The 18,438-nt window shown below is 65.5% G+C and carries 16 protein-coding genes; 5 read left to right on the forward strand and 11 right to left on the reverse strand.

Translation table 11 applies throughout. From position 1 onward, the window contains the following. Positions 1-161: 161 nt before the first annotated feature. The 5 genes from I5R65_RS01095 to I5R65_RS01115 all read right to left on the reverse strand — a co-directional run bounded on the left by I5R65_RS01095 (position 162) and on the right by I5R65_RS01115 (position 4,917). Positions 162-2,069: a family 2A encapsulin nanocompartment cargo protein cysteine desulfurase gene (locus I5R65_RS01095; RefSeq protein WP_196871899.1), complete on the reverse strand. Its 1,908-nt coding sequence runs from the start codon at positions 2,067-2,069 to the stop codon at positions 162-164. Between the two features lie 12 nt (positions 2,070-2,081). Further along, positions 2,082-3,014, reverse strand: coding sequence for a family 2A encapsulin nanocompartment shell protein (locus I5R65_RS01100; protein WP_196871900.1), 933 nt, complete (start codon positions 3,012-3,014; stop codon positions 2,082-2,084). A gap of 76 nt (positions 3,015-3,090) precedes the next feature. Then, positions 3,091-3,408 carry a helix-turn-helix domain-containing protein gene (locus tag I5R65_RS01105; protein WP_196871901.1) on the reverse strand — a complete coding sequence of 106 codons (318 nt, stop codon included), beginning with the start codon at positions 3,406-3,408 and terminating at the stop codon, positions 3,091-3,093. A gap of 11 nt (positions 3,409-3,419) precedes the next feature. Beyond that, positions 3,420-4,346, reverse strand: a complete 927-nt coding sequence (epsC, locus tag I5R65_RS01110; protein WP_196871902.1) for a serine O-acetyltransferase EpsC — start codon at positions 4,344-4,346, stop codon at positions 3,420-3,422. A 64-nt stretch (positions 4,347-4,410) separates the two neighbouring features. Continuing rightward, entirely contained in the window at positions 4,411-4,917 is a 507-nt protein-coding gene (locus tag I5R65_RS01115; protein WP_196871903.1) for a rhodanese-like domain-containing protein, read from the reverse strand. A 317-nt stretch (positions 4,918-5,234) separates the two neighbouring features. Between I5R65_RS01115 and I5R65_RS01120 the strand changes: the two genes are divergently transcribed. From I5R65_RS01120 to I5R65_RS01140, 5 genes are read left to right on the forward strand one after another with little or no spacing between them, the layout of a single operon-like run. Further along, positions 5,235-6,833, forward strand: coding sequence for an ABC transporter substrate-binding protein (locus I5R65_RS01120; protein ID WP_196871904.1), 1,599 nt, complete (start codon positions 5,235-5,237; stop codon positions 6,831-6,833). 11 nt (positions 6,834-6,844) lie between these two features. Continuing rightward, a complete protein-coding gene (locus I5R65_RS01125) occupies positions 6,845-7,822 on the forward strand; it encodes an ABC transporter permease (RefSeq protein WP_196871905.1) in 978 nt (325 codons plus the stop codon). A 30-nt stretch (positions 7,823-7,852) separates the two neighbouring features. Next, entirely contained in the window at positions 7,853-8,683 is an 831-nt protein-coding gene (locus I5R65_RS01130; RefSeq protein ID WP_196871906.1) for an ABC transporter permease, read from the forward strand. After that, complete coding sequence (locus I5R65_RS01135) at positions 8,680-10,383, forward strand: ABC transporter ATP-binding protein (RefSeq protein ID WP_196871907.1); 1,704 nt, start codon at positions 8,680-8,682, stop codon at positions 10,381-10,383. The genes I5R65_RS01130 and I5R65_RS01135 overlap by 4 nt, the downstream gene beginning before the upstream one ends. Next, a complete protein-coding gene (locus I5R65_RS01140; protein ID WP_196871908.1) occupies positions 10,380-11,216 on the forward strand; it encodes a VOC family protein in 837 nt (278 codons plus the stop codon). The genes I5R65_RS01135 and I5R65_RS01140 overlap by 4 nt, the downstream gene beginning before the upstream one ends. A 44-nt stretch (positions 11,217-11,260) precedes the next feature. Here the strand turns inward: I5R65_RS01140 and I5R65_RS01145 are convergent, their stop codons facing one another. The 6 genes from I5R65_RS01145 to I5R65_RS01170 are packed head-to-tail and all read right to left on the reverse strand — an operon-like array spanning position 11,261 to position 18,172. Next, the gene (locus I5R65_RS01145; protein WP_196871909.1) at positions 11,261-12,268 is read right to left on the reverse strand and encodes an ABC transporter substrate-binding protein; all 1,008 of its coding nucleotides are present in this window, start codon (positions 12,266-12,268) and stop codon (positions 11,261-11,263) included. A gap of 47 nt (positions 12,269-12,315) precedes the next feature. Further along, the gene (locus I5R65_RS01150) at positions 12,316-14,022 is read right to left on the reverse strand and encodes an ABC transporter ATP-binding protein (RefSeq protein ID WP_196872137.1); all 1,707 of its coding nucleotides are present in this window, start codon (positions 14,020-14,022) and stop codon (positions 12,316-12,318) included. Between the two features lie 15 nt (positions 14,023-14,037). Then, positions 14,038-14,586 (reverse strand): carboxymuconolactone decarboxylase family protein, encoded by a 549-nt coding sequence (locus tag I5R65_RS01155; protein ID WP_196871910.1) that lies wholly within the window; start codon positions 14,584-14,586, stop codon positions 14,038-14,040. Between the two features lie 9 nt (positions 14,587-14,595). Beyond that, positions 14,596-15,465 (reverse strand): ABC transporter permease, encoded by an 870-nt coding sequence (locus tag I5R65_RS01160; protein ID WP_231395027.1) that lies wholly within the window; start codon positions 15,463-15,465, stop codon positions 14,596-14,598. Between the two features lie 10 nt (positions 15,466-15,475). Further along, positions 15,476-16,522: an ABC transporter permease gene (locus tag I5R65_RS01165; protein ID WP_231395028.1), complete on the reverse strand. Its 1,047-nt coding sequence runs from the start codon at positions 16,520-16,522 to the stop codon at positions 15,476-15,478. Positions 16,523-16,531: 9 nt separating this feature from the next. Beyond that, positions 16,532-18,172: an ABC transporter substrate-binding protein gene (locus I5R65_RS01170; RefSeq protein ID WP_196871911.1), complete on the reverse strand. Its 1,641-nt coding sequence runs from the start codon at positions 18,170-18,172 to the stop codon at positions 16,532-16,534. Between the last annotated feature and the right edge of the window lie 266 nt (positions 18,173-18,438).

Here is an 18,438-nt window from a genome sequence, read left to right on the forward strand (position 1 = left end):
GAAACCGATACTAAGACAGCGGCAAGGATCCCGTTGCGCCCATTTTTCATGTGCTTATGCGTTTTTTCGCAGCCAGGCCCGCAGACGAAAAAACGGCCGCGCGAGCGGCCGTTGCAAGGACATCAGCCAGGGCCTGTTCACACGAAAACAGGCCCTAGGAATCAACGACGATGGCGCTGGGCCGACAGACGTCGTACCACCGTCAGCAGGCAGTCGATCTCATCGAAGGTGTTATAGAAGGCCAGCGAAGGCCGCACCGTGGTTTCCACACCGAAGCGGCGCAGGATGGGCTGGGCGCAGTGGTGGCCGGTACGTACAGCGATGCCCTCCTGGTTGAGCGCCTTGCCGACTTCCTCGGTGCTGTAGCCATCGAGGACGAAAGACATCACGCTGGCCTTGTGGGTGGCCGTGCCGATCAGGCGCAAGCCCTCAATCTCGCCCAGCTTGTGCATGCCGTATTCCAGCAGGGCGTGTTCGTAGGCAGCGATGTTGTCGATGCCGATGCGGTTGACGTAATCGATGGCCGCACCCAGGCCGACGGCATCGGCGATATTGCCGGTGCCGGCTTCGAAGGTGTTGGGCAACGGCTGGAACACGGTTTTCTCGAAGGTGACATCGGCAATCATGTTGCCGCCGCCTTGCCAGGGCGGCATGTCCTCCAGCACCTCGCGCCGGCCCCACAGCGCACCGATGCCGGTCGGTCCGAACACCTTGTGACCCGAGAAGACGAAGAAATCCGCACCCAAGGCCTGCACGTCGGTGAGCATGTGCGACACCGATTGCGCTCCGTCCACCAGCGTACGGGCACCGGCCAGCCGCGCCAGTTCGACGATCTGCTTGGTCGGCGTGACGGTCCCCAGGGCGTTGGAGACCTGGGTGACCGCCACGATCCTGGTGCGCTCGTTCAGGAGCTTGGCGTATTCATCCAGCAATACCTGCCCCGAATCGTCGACCGGGATCACTCGCAGCCTGGCGCCTTTTTCGGCTGCCAGTTGCTGCCAGGGGACGATGTTGGCGTGGTGCTCCAGGTGCGAGACGATGATTTCGTCGCCCGCACCCACATGCTTGCCGCCCCAGGACTTGGCCACCAGGTTGATGGCTTCGGTGGTGCCGCGCACGAAGATGACTTCGTTCACATCCGGTGCGTTGAGGAAAGCGCGCACCCGTTCACGCGCACCTTCATAGGCATCGGTGGCGCGCGCAGCCAGTTCATGTGCGGCGCGGTGGATATTGGAATTCTCGCGGCGATAGAACTCGCTGATGCGGTCGATTACCGATTGCGGCTTGTGCGTAGTGGCGGCGTTGTCGAACCAGATCAGTGGCCGGCCATTGACCCGCTCCTGCAGGATCGGGAAGTCGCGACGCACGGCATGTACATCGAATGCCGCGCCTTGCTGTGCGCCGGCGGGCTGGTGCACGGCATGCGGTGCCGGCTTGGCCGGAGTGACGTAGCCGCTGGGCAGTTCCACCGCGTGTAGGAAGTAATACTGCGGTGCGCTACCCGGTCCGGCCGTGGCCGAAGCCGGGGCCGGAGCAGCGTCAGGCACGGCGCCACGCGGGTGACCGTGGCCACCATCGAGGAAATAGTAGCCTGCGCTGGACGGTGCTGCCGGGCCGGGGGCTGCTGCCACCGGTGCGGCCGCCTGCGGCGCGCCGATCGCGGCACCGCCCAGGCGTGGCTCGTAGGCCGGCAGGCTGGAAAACACCTTGTCAGGCGTGCCGTTGCCGGCCGGTGCCGCTGGTGCCAGGGCGGGCGCGCGGTTGCCCAGCGTGAGCACCTGGTGCGGCGAAGAAGGGATCAGGTTCAGGCCCGGCGCCAGTCCTTGCGGAATGGCCGTACCCGGCACGCCCTGGCTGGTACCGGCAGGACTGGACAGGGGCGAAGCCGGCGGCGCGAAGTTGGCCGGCGGCTGGGCCCCCGGCACCAGGCCGGGAGACCACGCCGGTGCGCTCGGTGCGGCGAACAGCTCGTTGGCCAGCCGCGCCAGCAGCGCCGGATCGAACGGCGCGGCCGAGGCGTCCTGGCCCGGCAAGCCGGCGTCCTGGGATGCGGGAGTGAGGATGCTCACGTTGGCGGCCTCTTATTTGTAGGTGTCGGGATAGTCGTGGTACTTGTTGATCTCGACATCGTCCAGCACCGCCAGGGCATCGGTGGTCAGCACGGCCAGCGAGCAATACAGCGAGATCAGGTAAGAGGCGATGGCGTGATTGTTGATGCCCATGAAGCGCACCGACAGGCCCGGGCTCTGTTCACCCGGCAGGCCCGGCTGGTACAGACCGACCACGCCCTGGCGCTTGTCGCCCACGCGCAGCAGCAGGATCTTGCTCTTGCCGTCGGCCACCGGCACCTTGTCGGAAGGGATCAGTGGCACGCCGCGCCAGGTGATGAATTGCGAACCGAACAGGCTGATGGTCGGCGGCGGGGTGCCACGACGGGTGGCTTCGCGGCCGAAGGCGGCAATGGCCAGCGGGTGCGCCAGGAAGAAGGCGGGCTCTTTCCAGACCTTGGTCAGCAGTTCGTCCAGGTCGTCCGGAGTCGGCGCGCCGGTCAGCGGGAAGATGCGCTGCTCTTCGGTGACCTGGGCCAGCAGGCCGTAGTCGGGGTTGTTGATGAGTTCGCTTTCCTGGTTTTCCTTGATGGTCTCGATGGTCAGGCGCAGTTGTTCCTTGATCTGGTCATGCGGGCTGCTGTACAGATCGGACACGCGGGTATGCACATCCAGCACGGTGGAGACGGCATTGAGGAAGAATTCGCGCGGCTGTTCTTCGTAATCCACGAAGGTGCGCGGCAACTGGTTCTCTTCCTCGCGGGCGGTGCAGGTGACCTTGATCGATTCGGGGTTCTTGACCTTGTTGAGGCGATAGATACCGGCTTCGACCGGGACCCATTGCAGCAGATGCGTGAGCCAGCGTGGGCTGATGGTTTCCAGCTGGGGTGCGGTCTTGGTGGCATTGGCGAGTTGCCGTGCTGCATTATCGCCGAGTGCGGTGGTACCGCCGACAGTTGCGGACATCTGGACTCCGTAAGAGAGAGGTTGCGGGGAATGGGGTGAATGAACAGGCGAAGTGTCGGGGCTCAGACGCTGCGGCTCAACATGCTATAGCCATCAACTGCAAGCCGCGCACCAGGTTCTGCTGGTTGATCCGTTCGCCATGGGTGACCAGGGCCGAGGGCGAGAGGGTGAGGGCGGTCGCCAGCTTCTCCACCGTCACCAGCGAGGCAATCGCGGTACCGCGCTCGATCTCGCCGATATAGGAGCGGTTCAGGTTGGAGTTTTCGGCCAGCCTTTCCTGCGACCAGCCACGCTCGCGCCGCAGCTGGCGCACACCGATGCCAAAGCTTTGCACCAGTGCACTGGTCAGGGCCTCTTCGTCCCCTTGCCGGGCGGTACTTGCCTGCGTGCTCATGACTGCCTCGCTCATGCCGCAGCGGCGCTGGTCTGCGCCAATGCGTCTTCGCGCGACGCCGCCTGCGAGATGTAGGCCCCGGCCGGCACGTCATGGGTCAGCCAGACGTTACCGCCGATGACCGCACCCCGTCCCAGACGGATGCGTCCCAGGATGGTGGCACCGGCATAGATCACGACATCATCCTCGACGATGGGATGGCGTGCCCGGCCTTTTTCGAGCTTGCCTTCGGCGTCGGTGGGGAAGCGCTTGGCCCCCAGCGTCACGGCCTGGTAGATGCGCACGTTGTTGCCGATGATGGCGGTCTCGCCGATCACCACGCCGGTGCCGTGGTCGATGAAAAAGCCGGTGCCGATCTGCGCACCGGGATGGATGTCGATGCCGGTGGCGGCATGCGCCAGTTCGGCGATGATGCGCGCCAGCAGGGGCAAGCCGAGCTGGTACAGGCGATGTGCCAGACGGTAGTGGATCATGGCCAGCGTGCCGGGATAGCACAGCAGCACTTCATCCACGCTGCGTGCGGCAGGGTCGCCCTGATAGGCGGCCAGCACGTCGGTATCGAGCTGGCTGCGGATCTGCGGCAGCGACGCACCGAAGGCCCGGGTGATGGAGATGGCGTCCTGTTCCAGGTTGGGCGTAGGTTGGCCGGTCAGTCCGGCGCTGTACTTCAGTTCCAGCCGCACCTGCCCCAGCAGCGCATGCAGCGCGGCATCCAGGGCGTGGGCGACGTGGAAGTTCTCGCTCTCCTGGCGCAGGTCCGGCGGACCCAGGCGCATCGGGAAGAGCACCCCTTTCAGGGTGGTGATGATGCCATCGAGCGCATCCCGCGAGGGAAACTCGCGGCCATTGGAATCATTGTTGCGTCGCTGTGCGACGCGCCAGCCCACGCGGGCTTCATGCAGGGACTGGACGATCTGGTGGATATCGAAATTGGCCATGGGACTCTCTTGATTGTTGTTGATGGGGGTCGCAGGCGGTGGCCGATGTGGCTGGCCTCGGTGCTCAGTCTTGCAGCCAGGGCAGACCGTGGAAGCGCCAACCGTCGGCCTTGCCGCGCTGCTGGCTCTCATCGAGCTCGCCTTCGAAGCCCTCCAGCACATTGAAGATACAGGTCAGGCCGGCCTTGGTCGCGGCCTCCGCGGCGGCCACCGAACGCTTGCCGCTGCGGCACAGCAGCAGTGCCGGTACGGCCTTGCCGCCCAGCTTGTTCTCCAGTTCACGCACGAAGCGCGGGTTGCGCGAGAGCGACGTGCCGGTAGCCCAGGCCACGTGCAGACTGTTGGGAACGTGGCCGACGAACTTGCGTTCTTCTGCCGTGCGCACATCCACCAGCAGCACCTTGCCGGCCGCGACCAGGGCCCAGGCCTGCTCGGGCGCAATGCCGCCGGCATAGGGCAGGCCGGCGGCAAGGGCCTGCGCGCGGATTTCTGCCAGTTCGGGGGGCAGCTCGCGCTGGGTGGCGGGGGTGGCTTCGGCGTTCAGGGTGGCAACGGACGACAGGGAAGACATCTCGGGTTCTCCATGGACAGGTGATCGGGGTTCGGTGGGTCTGGCCATTTGGTGGCTATAGACGGCAATCGATGGGCTCACTGTAAAACCGCCGGTGGCTTTGGTGAACGAATAAAAAAGAGGCTTGAAAGAAGCAAAGCGCATAAGGACTTGTCATCCGATTGGGGGAGGGCTGCTCAAGGACGGCATGTCGCGGCGTATGGATGCGCACCGGCAACGACAAACGTATTAATAAATGCGAAATCGGTCGTTCCGTGCGCGGATGGCCCTGACTTACGCTGCGCGATGTTTCGAATAACCCTCAAGGAACAACAACAATGCGCGCAACCCGCCGTCAATTTCTGCTCTCTTCAGGTGCCTTGCTGGTCTCGTCGGCCTGGCCCTCGATTTCCTTTTCGCAGACCGAGCCGCGCCGCGGTGGTGTGCTCAACGTCCATCTCGGTTCCGAGCAACGTATCCTCAATCCCGCGCTGCGGGCCTCCACCGGCGTCTACATCGTCACCAGCAAGATCATCGAGTCACTGGTGGACCTGGATGCCGAGGGCAAGCCAGTGCCGCAACTGGCGACCTCCTGGACCAGTTCGGCCGATGGCAAGACCATCACCTTCAAGCTGCGCGAGGGGGTGAACTGGCATGACGGCAAGCCTTTCACGGCCGCCGACGTGCAGTACAACGCACTGGAACTGTGGAAGAAGCAGCTCAACTACGCCACCGCCTTGCACCTGTATCTGCGCACGGTGGATACGCCTGACGCCCATACCGTGGTCTTCCGCTACGAGCGCCCGATGCCACTGGATCTGCTGTTGCGTGCGCTGGCCGACCTCGGCTACGTGGTGCCGCGTCATGTGTACGAAAAATCCAATGTGCTGGAAAACCCGGCCAATACCGCGCCCATCGGCACCGGCCCGTTCCGGTTCGTGCAATACCAGCGCGGCCAGTACATCATTGCCGAACGCAATCCCAACTACTGGCGCCGAGGCCTGCCTTATCTGGACCGCATCGTCTGGCGCATCATCACCGACAAGTCGGCCGCCACCGCAGCGCTGGAGACCGGTTCGCTGCAACTGTCGGCCTATTCGCAACTGGCCCTGGCCGACCTGGACCGCCTGCGCAAGAACCCCAAGTTCGAGGTACGCAGCAAGGGGCTGGAAGCCAATCTGTTCAACAACACGCTGGAATTCAACTTCCGCCGCAAGGAACTGGCCGATGTGCGGGTGCGTCGCGCCATCGTCCATGCCATCGACATCGGCTACTTCATCGACAACTTCCTGTACGGTCTGGGCAAGCCGGCCAACGGGCCGATTCCCTCGAGTTCCTCGTTCTCGCCCAAGGGCGCCAAGCCGCCTTACCCCTTCGACCCCAAGCGCGCCGACGCGCTGCTGGAAGAGGCCGGTTACAAGCGCGGCAAGGATGGCGTGCGCTTCGCACTGAAACTGGTGCCAATCCAGAACGGCGAAGACGTGCCCCTGCTGGCCACCTTCATCCAGCAGTCGCTGGAAACCGTGGGCATCAAGGTCGAGATCGTGCAGTACGACATTGCCGGCGCGCTCACCGCCGTCTACAAGGACAGCAATTTCGACATCGCCACCGGCTGGCACCAGTTCCGCGGCGATCCGGCGGTCTCCACCACGGTGTGGTATCGCTCCGGCAGCCCGGCCGGTGCACCCTGGACCAACCAGTACGGCTGGAAATCCGAGAAGGTCGACAAGCTCATCGACGACGCCGCCAGCGAGATCGATCCGGCCAAGCGGCGCGCGCTGTATGCGCAGTGGGTGCAGGCCGTCAACGAGGAATTGCCGATCTGGATGGCCACCGAGCGCGAGTTCTATTCGGTGGTCAGCCGCAACGTGCAGAACGGCCACAACAATGCCCGCTGGCCCTCCAGCAGCTGGCACGATACCTGGCTCAAGGCATAAGGGATCACGCCATGCGTCTGTTTGCCCTGGCCGCACACCGCCTGCTGGCGGCGGTACCGGCCTTGCTGATCATCCTGGCGGGACTGTTCCTGCTGCTGCAACTGGCACCGGGCGATACGGTCGATGCGCTGGTGGCCCAGATGGGCGGCGGCGACGCCACCATGATCGCCAGCCTGCGCGAGTATTACCGGCTCAATGATTCGGTGTCGGTGCGGCTGGGGGATTACCTGTGGCGACTGGTGCATCTCGATCTGGGCCACTCGGCCATCTATGGCAAGCCGGTGGCGCAGGTGATCGTCGAGCGCCTGCCGGCGACCTTGCTACTGATGGGCTCGGCGCTGGCCATTGCCTTTGCGGTGGGCATGGCGCTGGGCGTGCTGGCGGCGCGGCGCGTCAATCGCTGGCCGGATACCCTCATTTCGACCCTGGGCCTGGTGTTCTATGCCACGCCTTCATTCTGGTTCGGGCTGATGGGCATTTTCGTGTTTGCCATCTGGCTGGACTGGCTGCCCTCGGGCGGCTTCGAATCCATCGACATCGCCCTGCATGGCCGGGCGCGCGTGCTTGATATCGCCTGGCACCTGACGCTGCCGACGGTGACGCTGTCCCTGATCTTCCTGGCGGTGTACCTGCGCATCATGCGCGCCTCGATGCTGGAGGTCTCGACCCAGGACTTCATCCGCACCGCACGTGCCAAGGGAGTGGGCGAGACGGCGGTGGTGGTGCGGCACATGCTGCGCAATGCACTGCTGCCCATGGTCACCCTGATCGGCCTGCAGGCCGGCACCATGCTGGGCGGTTCGGTGGTGGTGGAAACCGTGTTCGCGCTGCCCGGGCTGGGACGGCTGGCCTATGAAGCGGTGGTCCAGCGCGACCTCAATACCCTGCTGGGCATCGTCTTCGTCTCGGCCTTGCTGGTCATCGCCATCAATTTTGTGGTCGATCTGCTGTATGCGCGGCTGGATCCGCGTATCCATGGCACGCACTGATCCACTGATCCACCGATTTCCTGAAACCACATGAATCTCCTGATACGCTACCTGCGCAACCCGGCCGCCGTGGTCGGGCTGCTGCTCCTGCTGGCCGTGGTGGCCTGCGCCCTGGGGGCGGGCTGGGCCTACCCGCGCAATCCGCTGTCGCTGGCCGGACGGCCGTTGCAGTGGCCGGGTGACAGCACCCGCTTCCTGCTGGGGACCGACCAGGTGGGACGCGATATTGCCGCCCAGATCCTGCATGGCGCCCGTATTTCGCTGGGCATCGGGGTGGTCGCCACCGCCATCGCCGCCGGCATCGGCCTGGTACTGGGCGCGGTGGCGGGCTTCTATGGCGGCTGGATCGACGACCTGCTGATGCGCGTGACCGAGGCCTTCCAGATCCTGCCCAATTTCCTGCTGCTGCTGGTGCTGGTGGCGGTGTTCGGTTCCGACATCCGTACCGTGGTGTTGTCCATCGGCATCGTCTCCTGGCCGCCGGTGGCGCGCCTGACGCGTTCGCAATTCCTGGCGCTGCGCCACGGCGAGTTCGTGCAGGCCGCGCGCAGCCTGGGCGTGGGCGACTTCAAGCTGATCTTCCGCGAAATCCTGCCCAATGCCTTGCCACCGGTGATCGTCTACGCCAGCGTCATCATGGCCGTGGCCATCCTGCTGGAAAGCGCGCTGGCCTTCCTCAACCTTTCCGATCCCAACGTCCCGTCGTGGGGCAACCTGATCGGCGCCGGTCGTGGCGTGATCCGGGTGCAATGGTATGTCTCGGCCATTCCCGGCGTGGCCATCCTGTTGACCGTACTGGGCATCTCGCTGGTCGGACAGGGCCTCAACGATGCATTGAACCCGAGGCTGCACCGCTCATGAACGCTCCCCATCCCTTTGCCCCCGCCGGGCTGGTCACCACGCCACAGGCGGCGTCCCTGCTGTCGATCCGGCAGCTGTCCATCGCCTTGCCCAAGGGCGCCGACCGCGCACTGGCCTTGCAGGAGGTCTCGCTGGAATTGCATGCCGGAGAAATCCTGTGCGTGGTCGGCGAGAGCGGCTCGGGCAAGTCGCTCACCGCCAATGCCTTGCTGGGCCTGTTGCCGGAAGGCGTGACCGTCTCCGCGGGCCAGGCCATCTGGCAAGGCCACCAGGATCTGTTGCGACTGGCACCGGCGGAGCTGCGCCGTCTGCGCGGACAGGGCATCGGCATGATCTTCCAGGAGCCGATGACCGCGCTGAACCCCCTGCATACCATCGGCCGCCAGCTGGCCGAAGTGTTCCAGGTCCATACCGACCTGCGACGGCACGAGATCGCCGCCCGGGTACATGAGTTGCTGGTGGCGGTGCAACTGCCCGATCCGGCGCGCGTGCTCAAGGCGTATCCGCATGAGTTGTCGGGTGGGCAGCGCCAGCGCGTGATGATCGCCATGGCGCTGGCGCTGGAACCGGCGCTGCTCATCGCCGACGAACCGACCACCGCGCTGGATGTGACCACCCAGGCCCAGATCCTGCACCTGATCCATGACCTGCAGCGCCGGCGCGGTACGGCGGTGCTGTTCATCACCCATGATTTCGGCGTGGTGGCGGAGATCGCCGACCGCGTGGCCGTCATGCAGCGGGGCAAGCTGGTCGAGCAGGGCAGTGCAGAGCAGGTGCTGAACGCCCCGCAGCACAGCTATACCCGCACCTTGATCGCGGCGGTACCGGCGCTGACGCCGCCAGCGCCGCGTCCGCAGACGGCGAGCGAGGCACCGCCGGCGCTGGCAGTGGAGGGGCTGTCCAAGACCTATCGTCCACGCGGCTGGTTCCAGCGCAAGGCGGTCACCCGTCCCGCCGTCGACCAGGTCAGCCTGCTCCTGCCGGCCGGCGCGACGCTGGGCATCGTCGGCGAGAGCGGTTCGGGCAAGTCCACACTGGCGCGGCTGATCCTCGGTCTGTTGCAGCCCGATGCCGGGGACATCCAAGTGGCCGGTGCGCCCTTGCCGCAAGGAGCGCGCCTTCGGCGCGAGCGGGCCGGCAAGATCCAGATGGTGTTCCAGGATCCGTATGGTTCGCTCAATCCGCGTCACCGGGTCGGCGACATCGTGGCGCAGGGGCCGTTGGAACAGGGTGTGCCGCGCAGCCAGGCGCGGGCGCGTGTGCGCGAGCTGTTCGAACTGGTCGGGCTGGACCCCAACGCCCTGCAGCGCTATCCCCATGAATTCTCGGGTGGACAGCGCCAGCGCATCGGACTGGCACGCGCACTGGCACTGCAGCCACGGGTGCTGCTGGCCGACGAGCCGGTATCGGCCCTGGATGTGTCGGTACAGGCCCAGGTGCTGGCCCTGCTGGCACGCCTGCGCGAACAGCTGGGACTGTCAATTCTCTTCATCACGCATGACCTGCGCGTGGCCGCGCAGATCTGTGACCGCATCGCCGTCATGAAAGACGGCCAGGTGGTCGAAAGCGGCAGCAGCGCCGACGTCTTTGGTGCGCCCGTTCATCCCTACACCCGCCAACTGCTGGACTCGGTACCGGGACGGCAGTGGCATCACGAGCTCGCCCGCGAGGGCGGCCACCCTCAACGGAGACAGCCATGACCCAACGCATCGACCACGTCGTCATCCACGTCGAGGAAGCCCTCGACCAGGCCCAGCAGGCCTATACCCGCCTGGGTTTCGCGCTCACGCCACGCGGCCACCATTCCAAGGGCAGCAGCAACCACCTGGCCATCTTCGGTGATGACTACCTCGAATTGCTGGGTGTGGAACCCCAGCGGTCCTCCTTCCGCTGGGGCCATCCGGGCGGACTGGCCGGGCTGGTCTTCAAGACCAGCGACGCCGATCACACCTGGCGTCACCTGGCCGAGCGCAGCATCCCGCTGGAAGAAGGCGGGCCACAGTCTTTCCACCGACCGGTGGTGGTCGATGGCCAGCACCTGGGGGATGCCCGTTTCCGTACCCTGCGCATCGCCGCCAGCCGCATTCCCAACGGCCGCGTGTTCTTCTGCGAACATGGCACGCCCGAACTGGTCTGGCGCAAGGAGTGGCAGCAGCACCCCAACGGGGCTACGGGGCTGGCCGAATACGTCTATCTGGCGCTGGACCCGAGCGCGGCGCAAAGCATCCTGACCCAGGCCTTCGGCGCGCAGACCCTGACCCGTCATCCGCATGGCGTGCGCTTCCAGGCCGGTCCCACGGCGATCTGGTATCTCACCCGCGAAGGTGTGGCACAGCATTACGGGGTCGATGTGGGACTGGTGCCGCACGGCATCGAACGGGCCGTGGGCCTGACCTTGCGGGTGCCTTCGCTGCAGGCGACCAAGACCTATCTGGCAGGGCAGGCAATTGAGGGCCTGCAGGAAAACGCCGGCAAGCTGGTGGTGCCGCCCTCGCAGACGCATGGGGTGATTCTCGGCTTCAGCGCCGATTGAGGACAGGCGGCCACCAGGTGGCCGCCCTCACTGCCTTGGCCGGCTCAGCTGCCGCCGGCTGCGTGGGCTTCCTCGAAGAAGTAATCCTTCCAGGAGGCCGGGCGTTGCTTGATGGCGCCGACATCGGCCAGGAAGGAAGCCAGCTTGTAGGTGTTCTGCGGTTGCAGCGTGTACTGCACATCGGGCAGGGAAATGATTTCCTGCACGAAGGCCACCGGCAGCTTGGAGTTTTCCAGTCGCACGTAGGTAGCGGCCGCATCCGCCTTGTGCGACTGGACGTAGCTCAAGGCCTCTGCCAGTGCGCGGCGCAGGGCGGTGAAGGTCTTGGGATTTTCCTTCTGCCAGCGCTCCGGGGCCCACAGGATGTTCAGGGTGGCCGGGCCGCCCAGGATCTCGTAGGAGCTGGTGATCTTGTGGATGGCAGGGTCTTTCAGTTCCTGGAACTGGAAGGGCGGACTGGCGAAGTGGGCGTTGACCTCGGTCTTGCCCGAGAGCAGGGCAGCCGCCGCTTCGCTGTGCGGCAGGCTCACCGTCCATTCATCGAAGTGATTGAACTTGTCGCGACCATAGCGCTTGGCGGCGGCGATCTGCAACAGCCGCGCATGCAGGGAGATGGTGGTGGCCGGCAGGGCGATGCGATCGGCCTTGCTGAAGTCGTCGATGCTCTTGACCGCCGGATTGCGCGAGAGCAGATAGGTCGGCAGCGAACCCAGGGCGGCGATGGCCTTGATGTTCTGCTTGCCACGGGTGCGGTCCCATACGGTCAGGAGCGGTGGCAGCCCGGTCGAGGCCACGTCCAGTGTATTGGAGAGGATTGCGTCATTGATGGCGGCGCCGCCGGAGAGCTGCTTCCATTCGACGTTGGCCTGCACGCCTTCCTGGGCGGCATATTTCTCGATGAGCTTCTGGTCGCGCACCACGTGCAGCAGGATGTCGCCGACGTCAAACTGATAGGCAATGCGCAACTGGCCTTCGGCCTGGGCCGGGGTGGTCAGCAACAAGGCGGCGGCCGAGACGGCGGTCGCCAGCAAGGAGCGAAGCGGTAGAGACATGGAGGGGTTCCCCGTTGTGGTTGTAATGATGGAAGCAGGAGCGGAGCTCAGGCAATGAGCAATTCCGGCTGCGCCTCGGCAGCACGCGTGCTGGCCGCGCCGGGAGCCGCCGCCAGCAGGGTGCGGGTATAGGGATGCTGCGGCGCCTGCCAGATGGAACGATGATCGCCTTCCTCGACGATGCGCCCACCCTGCATCACCAGTACGCGGTCGGCGATGTAGCGTACCACCGACAGATCGTGCGAGATGAACAGGTAGGCCAGGCCGAACTCCTGCTTCAGATCGACCAGCAGGTTCAGGATCTGTGCCTGCACCGAGACGTCCAGCGCCGAGACCGGTTCGTCGCAGATCACCAGCGCAGGCTTGAGCACCAGCGCCCGGGCGATCCCGATACGCTGGCGCTGGCCGCCCGAGAACTGGTGGGCGTAGCGGCCCAGGGCGGCCTGCGGCAGGCCGACCAGATCGATGATCTGGCTGACGCGCCGCTGGCGCTCGTTGCGGTCCCGGACTTCATGGATCTGCAGGGCCGTATCCAGGATGTCGCGCACGCTATGGCGTGGATTGAGTGAGGCATACGGGTCCTGGAACACCATCTGTACCCGCCTGCGCAAGGGGCGCAGGGCCTTGCGGTCCAGCCTGGCGATGTCCTGGCCGTCCAGCAGGATACGGCCGCTGCGGCTGTCTTCCAGGCCGATGATGCTGCGCGAGAGGGTGGACTTGCCGCACCCCGATTCGCCCACCAGGCCCACGGTCTCGCCAGCGGCGATGTCCAGGCTGACGCCGCGCACCGCGTGCACGCTGCCCTTGGGCGTCGGGTAATCCACATGCAGGTCCTGTACCGACAGCAGGGGCGCAGCGCCGGCTGTCAGCGGCTGGATGACTTGCCTCAGTGCGGTATCGGTCAGGCTGAAACGCCATTGGCCGTCTGCATCGATGTCATTGCGGATTTCGGGGAGACGCTGCCGGCGGTAGTGCAGTTCCTGCTCCAGTCGCAAGGACGCGCCCAGCAAGCCCCGCGTATAGGCGTGGCGGGGCGCGGCAAAGAGTTGTGCGGTCGTGGCTTCTTCCACCTTCTCGCCGGCGAACATGACGGCCACGCGGTCGGCCCATTGCTCCACCACGCCCAGGTCATGGGTGATGAGCAGTACGGCCATGCCCAGCTCGCGCCGCAGCTGGCCCAGCAGTTCCAGGATCTGCGCCTGCACCGTCACATCCAGCGCGGTGGTCGGCTCGTCGGCGATCAGCAGGCGCGGACGGTTGGCGATGGCCATGGCGATCATGACGCGCTGGCGCTGGCCACCGGAGAGCTGGTGCGGGTAATCATCGATGCGCCTGGCCGGTTCGGGAATGCGGACCTGGGCCAGCAATTCCAGTGCCCGCGCCCGCGCGGCCGCGCCGTCCAGCGGCTGGTGCAGGCGGATCGCCTCCACCAGTTGCTGGCCGATGGAGAGCACCGGATTGAGCGAGGTCATCGGCTCCTGGAAGATCATGGCGATGCCCTGGCCGCGCAGGGCGACCAGTTCGGGTTCCGGCAGGCGCAGCAGGTCACGCTCTTCGAACAGCACCTGGCCGCTGACCTGGGCCGAGCCATCCAGCAGGCGCAATATCGACAGGGCCGTGGTGGACTTGCCACAGCCGGATTCGCCGACCAGGGCCACCGTCTGGCCGGCGGCAATCGACAGGTCCAGCCCACGTACGGCCTGGTGCGCGCCGAAGCTCACCTTCAGACCGCGCAGTTCCAGCAGGGAAGACATCATGGTTTCCTTGGTTCAGGCAGCCAGTACGGCGCTCTGGTATTGCGGTTCCAGTTGCACGTCCAGCGCTTCGTTGAAGCGCGCAAAGAAGGCGCACAGCGCTGCCCGCAGCGTCAGTTCGACGATCTGGGATTCATTGAAATGCTCGCGCAGGCGCGCTACCAGCGAATCGCCGACGCGCTGCCGGGTGACGGCCAGGGCATAGTCGCGCACCAGCAGTTCCACCGGGCCCAGGCCGGGGACGTCCGGCTCCAGGATGCGCTCCACTGTCTCGGCGCTGACCTGTTCGGCCTGCAGCTTGGGGGCATGGTGCGAGACGCAGTAGGTACATTCGTTGGCCCGCGATGCAGTCACCAGCACGATTTCCAGGTGCAGGCGCGAGAGATTGCCCTCGGCGGCGAAACCCAGCAGCAGGCCATAGAGATGTTCGATGGAGGCCGGCTTGTGCGCCATCACGCCCAGCATGTTGCCGAAGGCGCCGTATTCGTTCTCGACCTTTTCGAAGATGCGGCGGGCTTCGCCGGCCGGCAGTTGATGGGAGAGCAGGGTGGAGACACGTGCCATGGAAAAGTCCTATTTGCGTTCGCGCGGATCGAGCACATCGGCCAGTCCGTCGCCCAGGAGATTGAGGGCCAGCACCGTGAAGACGATGGCCAGGCCCGGGATGGTGGTGATGTACCAGTCGGTGCGCAGCACTTCGCGGCCGGCGCCGACCATGTTGCCCCAGCTGGCGGCATTGGGGTCGCCCAGGCCGAGGAAGGCCAGGCTGGATTCGGTGAGGATGGCGCTGGCCACCATCAGCGAGGCCGATACCAGGATCGGGGTGGCGGCATTGGGCAGGATGTCGCGCAGCAGGATGCGGGCATCGCTGGCACCCAGGGCGATGCTGGCGCGCACCATCTCGCCGTGCCGCAGTTTCAGGGCCTCGGCCCGTACCAGCCGCGCCAGGCTGGGCCAGGCGGTCACGCCGATGGCCAGGGCGATGGTCCACACGGTAGGCTGGATCACCGCCACGATGGCCAGTGAAAACAGGAAGGAGGGAATGGTCTGGAAGAACTCGGTCACCCGCATCAATGCCGCATCCAGCCAGCCACCGTAATAGCCGGCCAGCAGGCCGCCGCTCACGCCCAGCAGCAACGCGATGGCGGTGGAGACGGCGGCGATCAGCAGCGACACGCGCGCGCCATGGAAGATGCCGGCCAGCAGGTTGCGCCCCAGCATGTCGCTGCCCAGCGGATAGGCGAGGTCCACGCCGGGCCGCAGGAAGGGTTCGGCCACCATGTCCAGTGGATCGCCGGGAAACAGCCAGCCGGCCGAGGCCGCCATGAACAACACCAGCAGCAACAGCAGGCTGCCGGCCAGCGCCGAGGGCGAGCGCCGCAGGCGCGCAAGAACGCCGCCCGCGGCCGAGGGATAAGGATGGGGGAGGGTGAGGGTGCTCATGTCGGTCTTTTCATTGCAGGCGGATGCGTGGATCCAGCCGCACATAGAGGGCATCGACGATCCAGTTGACCACCACCACCACGGTCGAACTGCACAGCAGGATGCCCAGCAGCAGGTTGAAGTCGCGCTGGAACAGCGCCTCGAAGGCCAGTCGGCCCAGGCCGGGCCAGGAGAACACGGTCTCCACCAGCACCGCGCCGCCAACGATGGCGCTGGCCTGCACGCCCAGCATGGTGACCAGCGGCAGCAAGGCATTGCGCAGCACATGCACCACCAGTACCCGATGCGCGGGCGCCCCCTTGGCCACGGCGGTGCGCACGAAATCCTGGCGCCGCACCTCGATCATGGTGGCGCGCATGAGACGCGTATAGACCGCCATGTAGAACAGGCCCAGCGTCAGGGCAGGCAACACCAAATGGCGCGCCACGTCCAGGACGTGGGCGAAACCGGTATAGCCGGCTTCGACCGTGATCATGCCGCCCACCGGCAGCCAGTCCAGCCAGACAGAGAAGACCACCACCAGCATCAGGCCGATCCAGAACAGCGGCGTGGCGAAGAACACCAGCGCCAGCAAGGACACCAGCAGATCGACCAGCTTGCCGGCGCGGTAGGCTGCCAGGCTGCCCAGCACCACGCCGCCCACTGCCGCCAGCAGGATGCTGGCGCCCATCAGCAGCAGGGTGGCCGGCACGCGCTCGCCAATCAGTTGCGCCACCGGCATGCCGTGACGGAAGGAATAGCCGAGGTCGAACTGCAGCAGATGCAGCAGGTATTTGCCAAACTGGACCAACAATGGCTGGTCCAGCCCGAATTGGGCGCGCAGGGTCGCCAGGTATTCGGGAGTGGCCGCACCGGCTTCCCCGGCCAGCACCTGGGCGGCATCACCCGGCGCCAGCCGCAGCAGGAAGAAATTGATCACCGCCACGCCCAGCACCACCGCCAGCAATTGCAGCAGACGGCGCACGGTGGCCTGCCATAGCCTGCCCCGGCGTGACAGGGGCGGCTTGGCGGGCTGGGGAGGCTCAGAGGAGGCCGTGGTCTCCAGGCTCAGGCTCATTCGCGGTCCTTAGCGTTGCGGCGCGGCGGGATTGGCCGCCACCTTGGCGCCGCTGTCGAACCAGGCATTCTTCAGCGATCCATAGACCTGATCGACGCCGGCCACGGCATCCTTCAGGCTGGAGGATTGCACCGTGAAGAAGTGCAGTTCCAGCAGTGGCAGCGAGGGCAGGTCGGTCTGCACCTGCTGCTGCAGCTTCTTGAACAGGGCGATGCGCTCGCTCTGGCTGGCCGAACCCTGGGCCTGCGAGATCAGCTTGTCGGCCTCGGCGCTGCGGTAGCCGGAACCATTGCTCCAGGGGATGTTCTTGCCCACCGAATCGCTCCAGTAGGCGCGGGTGACACCGACCAGCGGATCGGCAAAGCCGGCGAACCAGACCACCGACAGGTCGTAGTCGCGATCGCCATAGACACGCTTGGTGTAGGTCGGCGTGTCCTGCGCCCGCACGTTGACCTCGATGCCCACGCGCTTCAGGGAATTGCGGATGAATTCGCCGCTGCGCTTGAAGTCGTCGCCGTAGGGCAGGTAATCCAGGTTGATCTTCAGGCGGGTGCCGTCGGCACCGCGCTTGAGGCCGGCTTCATCCAGCAGGGCTTCGGCCTTCTTGGGGTCGAAGCCGTATTGCGGCACGTCGCTGGTGTGGAATTGCTTGAGGGTGGAGACCACCGGGCTGTCGGCCGGCTTGCCGAAGCCGTACCACACCACCTTGTTGAAGGCATTGCGGTCGATCGCATAGGTCAGGGCCTGGCGCACGCGCAGGTCCTTGAAGTAGGGACGGTCGAGGTTGATGTCCACGAACAGCCAGGGCGAGAGCCATTCATAGCCGCGTGTCTCCAGCTTCAGGCTGGGCAGCTTGGCCAGGCGCTCGGCGTCCTTGAGCGGCACTGGCGAGAACGGAGCGTACTGGGCCTCGCCCTTTTCCAGCGCGGCAGCGCGGGCACCGGCATCAGGTACGACCTTGAAGACGATCTTGTCCAGATAGGGCTTGCCCTTGTCCCAGTATTCAGGGTTGCGTTCGAGGGTGATGTAGTTGCCACGGCTCCATTCCTTGAAGACGAAGGGACCGGTGCCGATGGGCTTGTTGTTGTAGGGGTTGTTGAGGATGTCGGTGCCTTCGTACAAGTGCTTGGGCAGCACCTGGGCGCCATTGCTGTTGAGCGAACTGAGCACGGCCAGCGAGGGTTCGCTGAAGTGGATCACGACGGTGTGGTCGTCCGGCGTGTCGGTGGAGGTGACCTTGCCGTAGAGGATCTGGTTGCGCGGGTGGATCTTCCTCCAGACGTTTTCCAGGGTCCATTTCACGTCGGCCGAAGTAAAGGGCTTGCCGTCGTGCCATTTGACGCCACGGCGCAGGTAGAAGGTCAGGGTCTTGCCGTCCTTGGAGAACTCCCAGCGCTCGGCCAGGGCCGGTTTCAACTTGAAATCGTTGTCGTATTCGACCAGGCCATCGAAGACGTTGGCACTGAAGAAGCCGGTCGGTGCGGCTGTGTTCAGGGCCGAGGTCAGGATCACCGGTTCGGGCTGGATGATGGTGGTGAGAGTCCCGCCCGGTGTGGGGGCAGCTGCCGTAGCAGGTGCGGTTGCAGCAGCGCCGGCGATGAGCAGTGTGGCTGCGCCCAGCAGGGAGCGCAGGAGTCTGGTGTGTAGCATGGTTTCCCCTGTTGTCGGTGTGGTGTTGCGGTCGGGCCGGGCTTCTTTGACATGCGCCCTGCGACGGCTCGCCCTGGCCGTGGCGGCCATGCGGGCGTGGTGAATGAAGGGTCAAGAAGTGCAGTTGCCGCAACGTTGCGCTATTAGACCAAAGCGCCGTGCCGGCCTGAACGAAGCATTCCGCATGTGCTTCCTTGGAAAATGCATGCCCGGCATGCGGCGGGTCTGCAGCGGCGGAGGGCCTTGCGCCTGCTTATGAGCAGATC

Source organism: Herbaspirillum sp. AP02 (assembly GCF_015767275.1).
Taxonomy (GTDB): domain Bacteria; phylum Pseudomonadota; class Gammaproteobacteria; order Burkholderiales; family Burkholderiaceae_D; genus Herbaspirillum.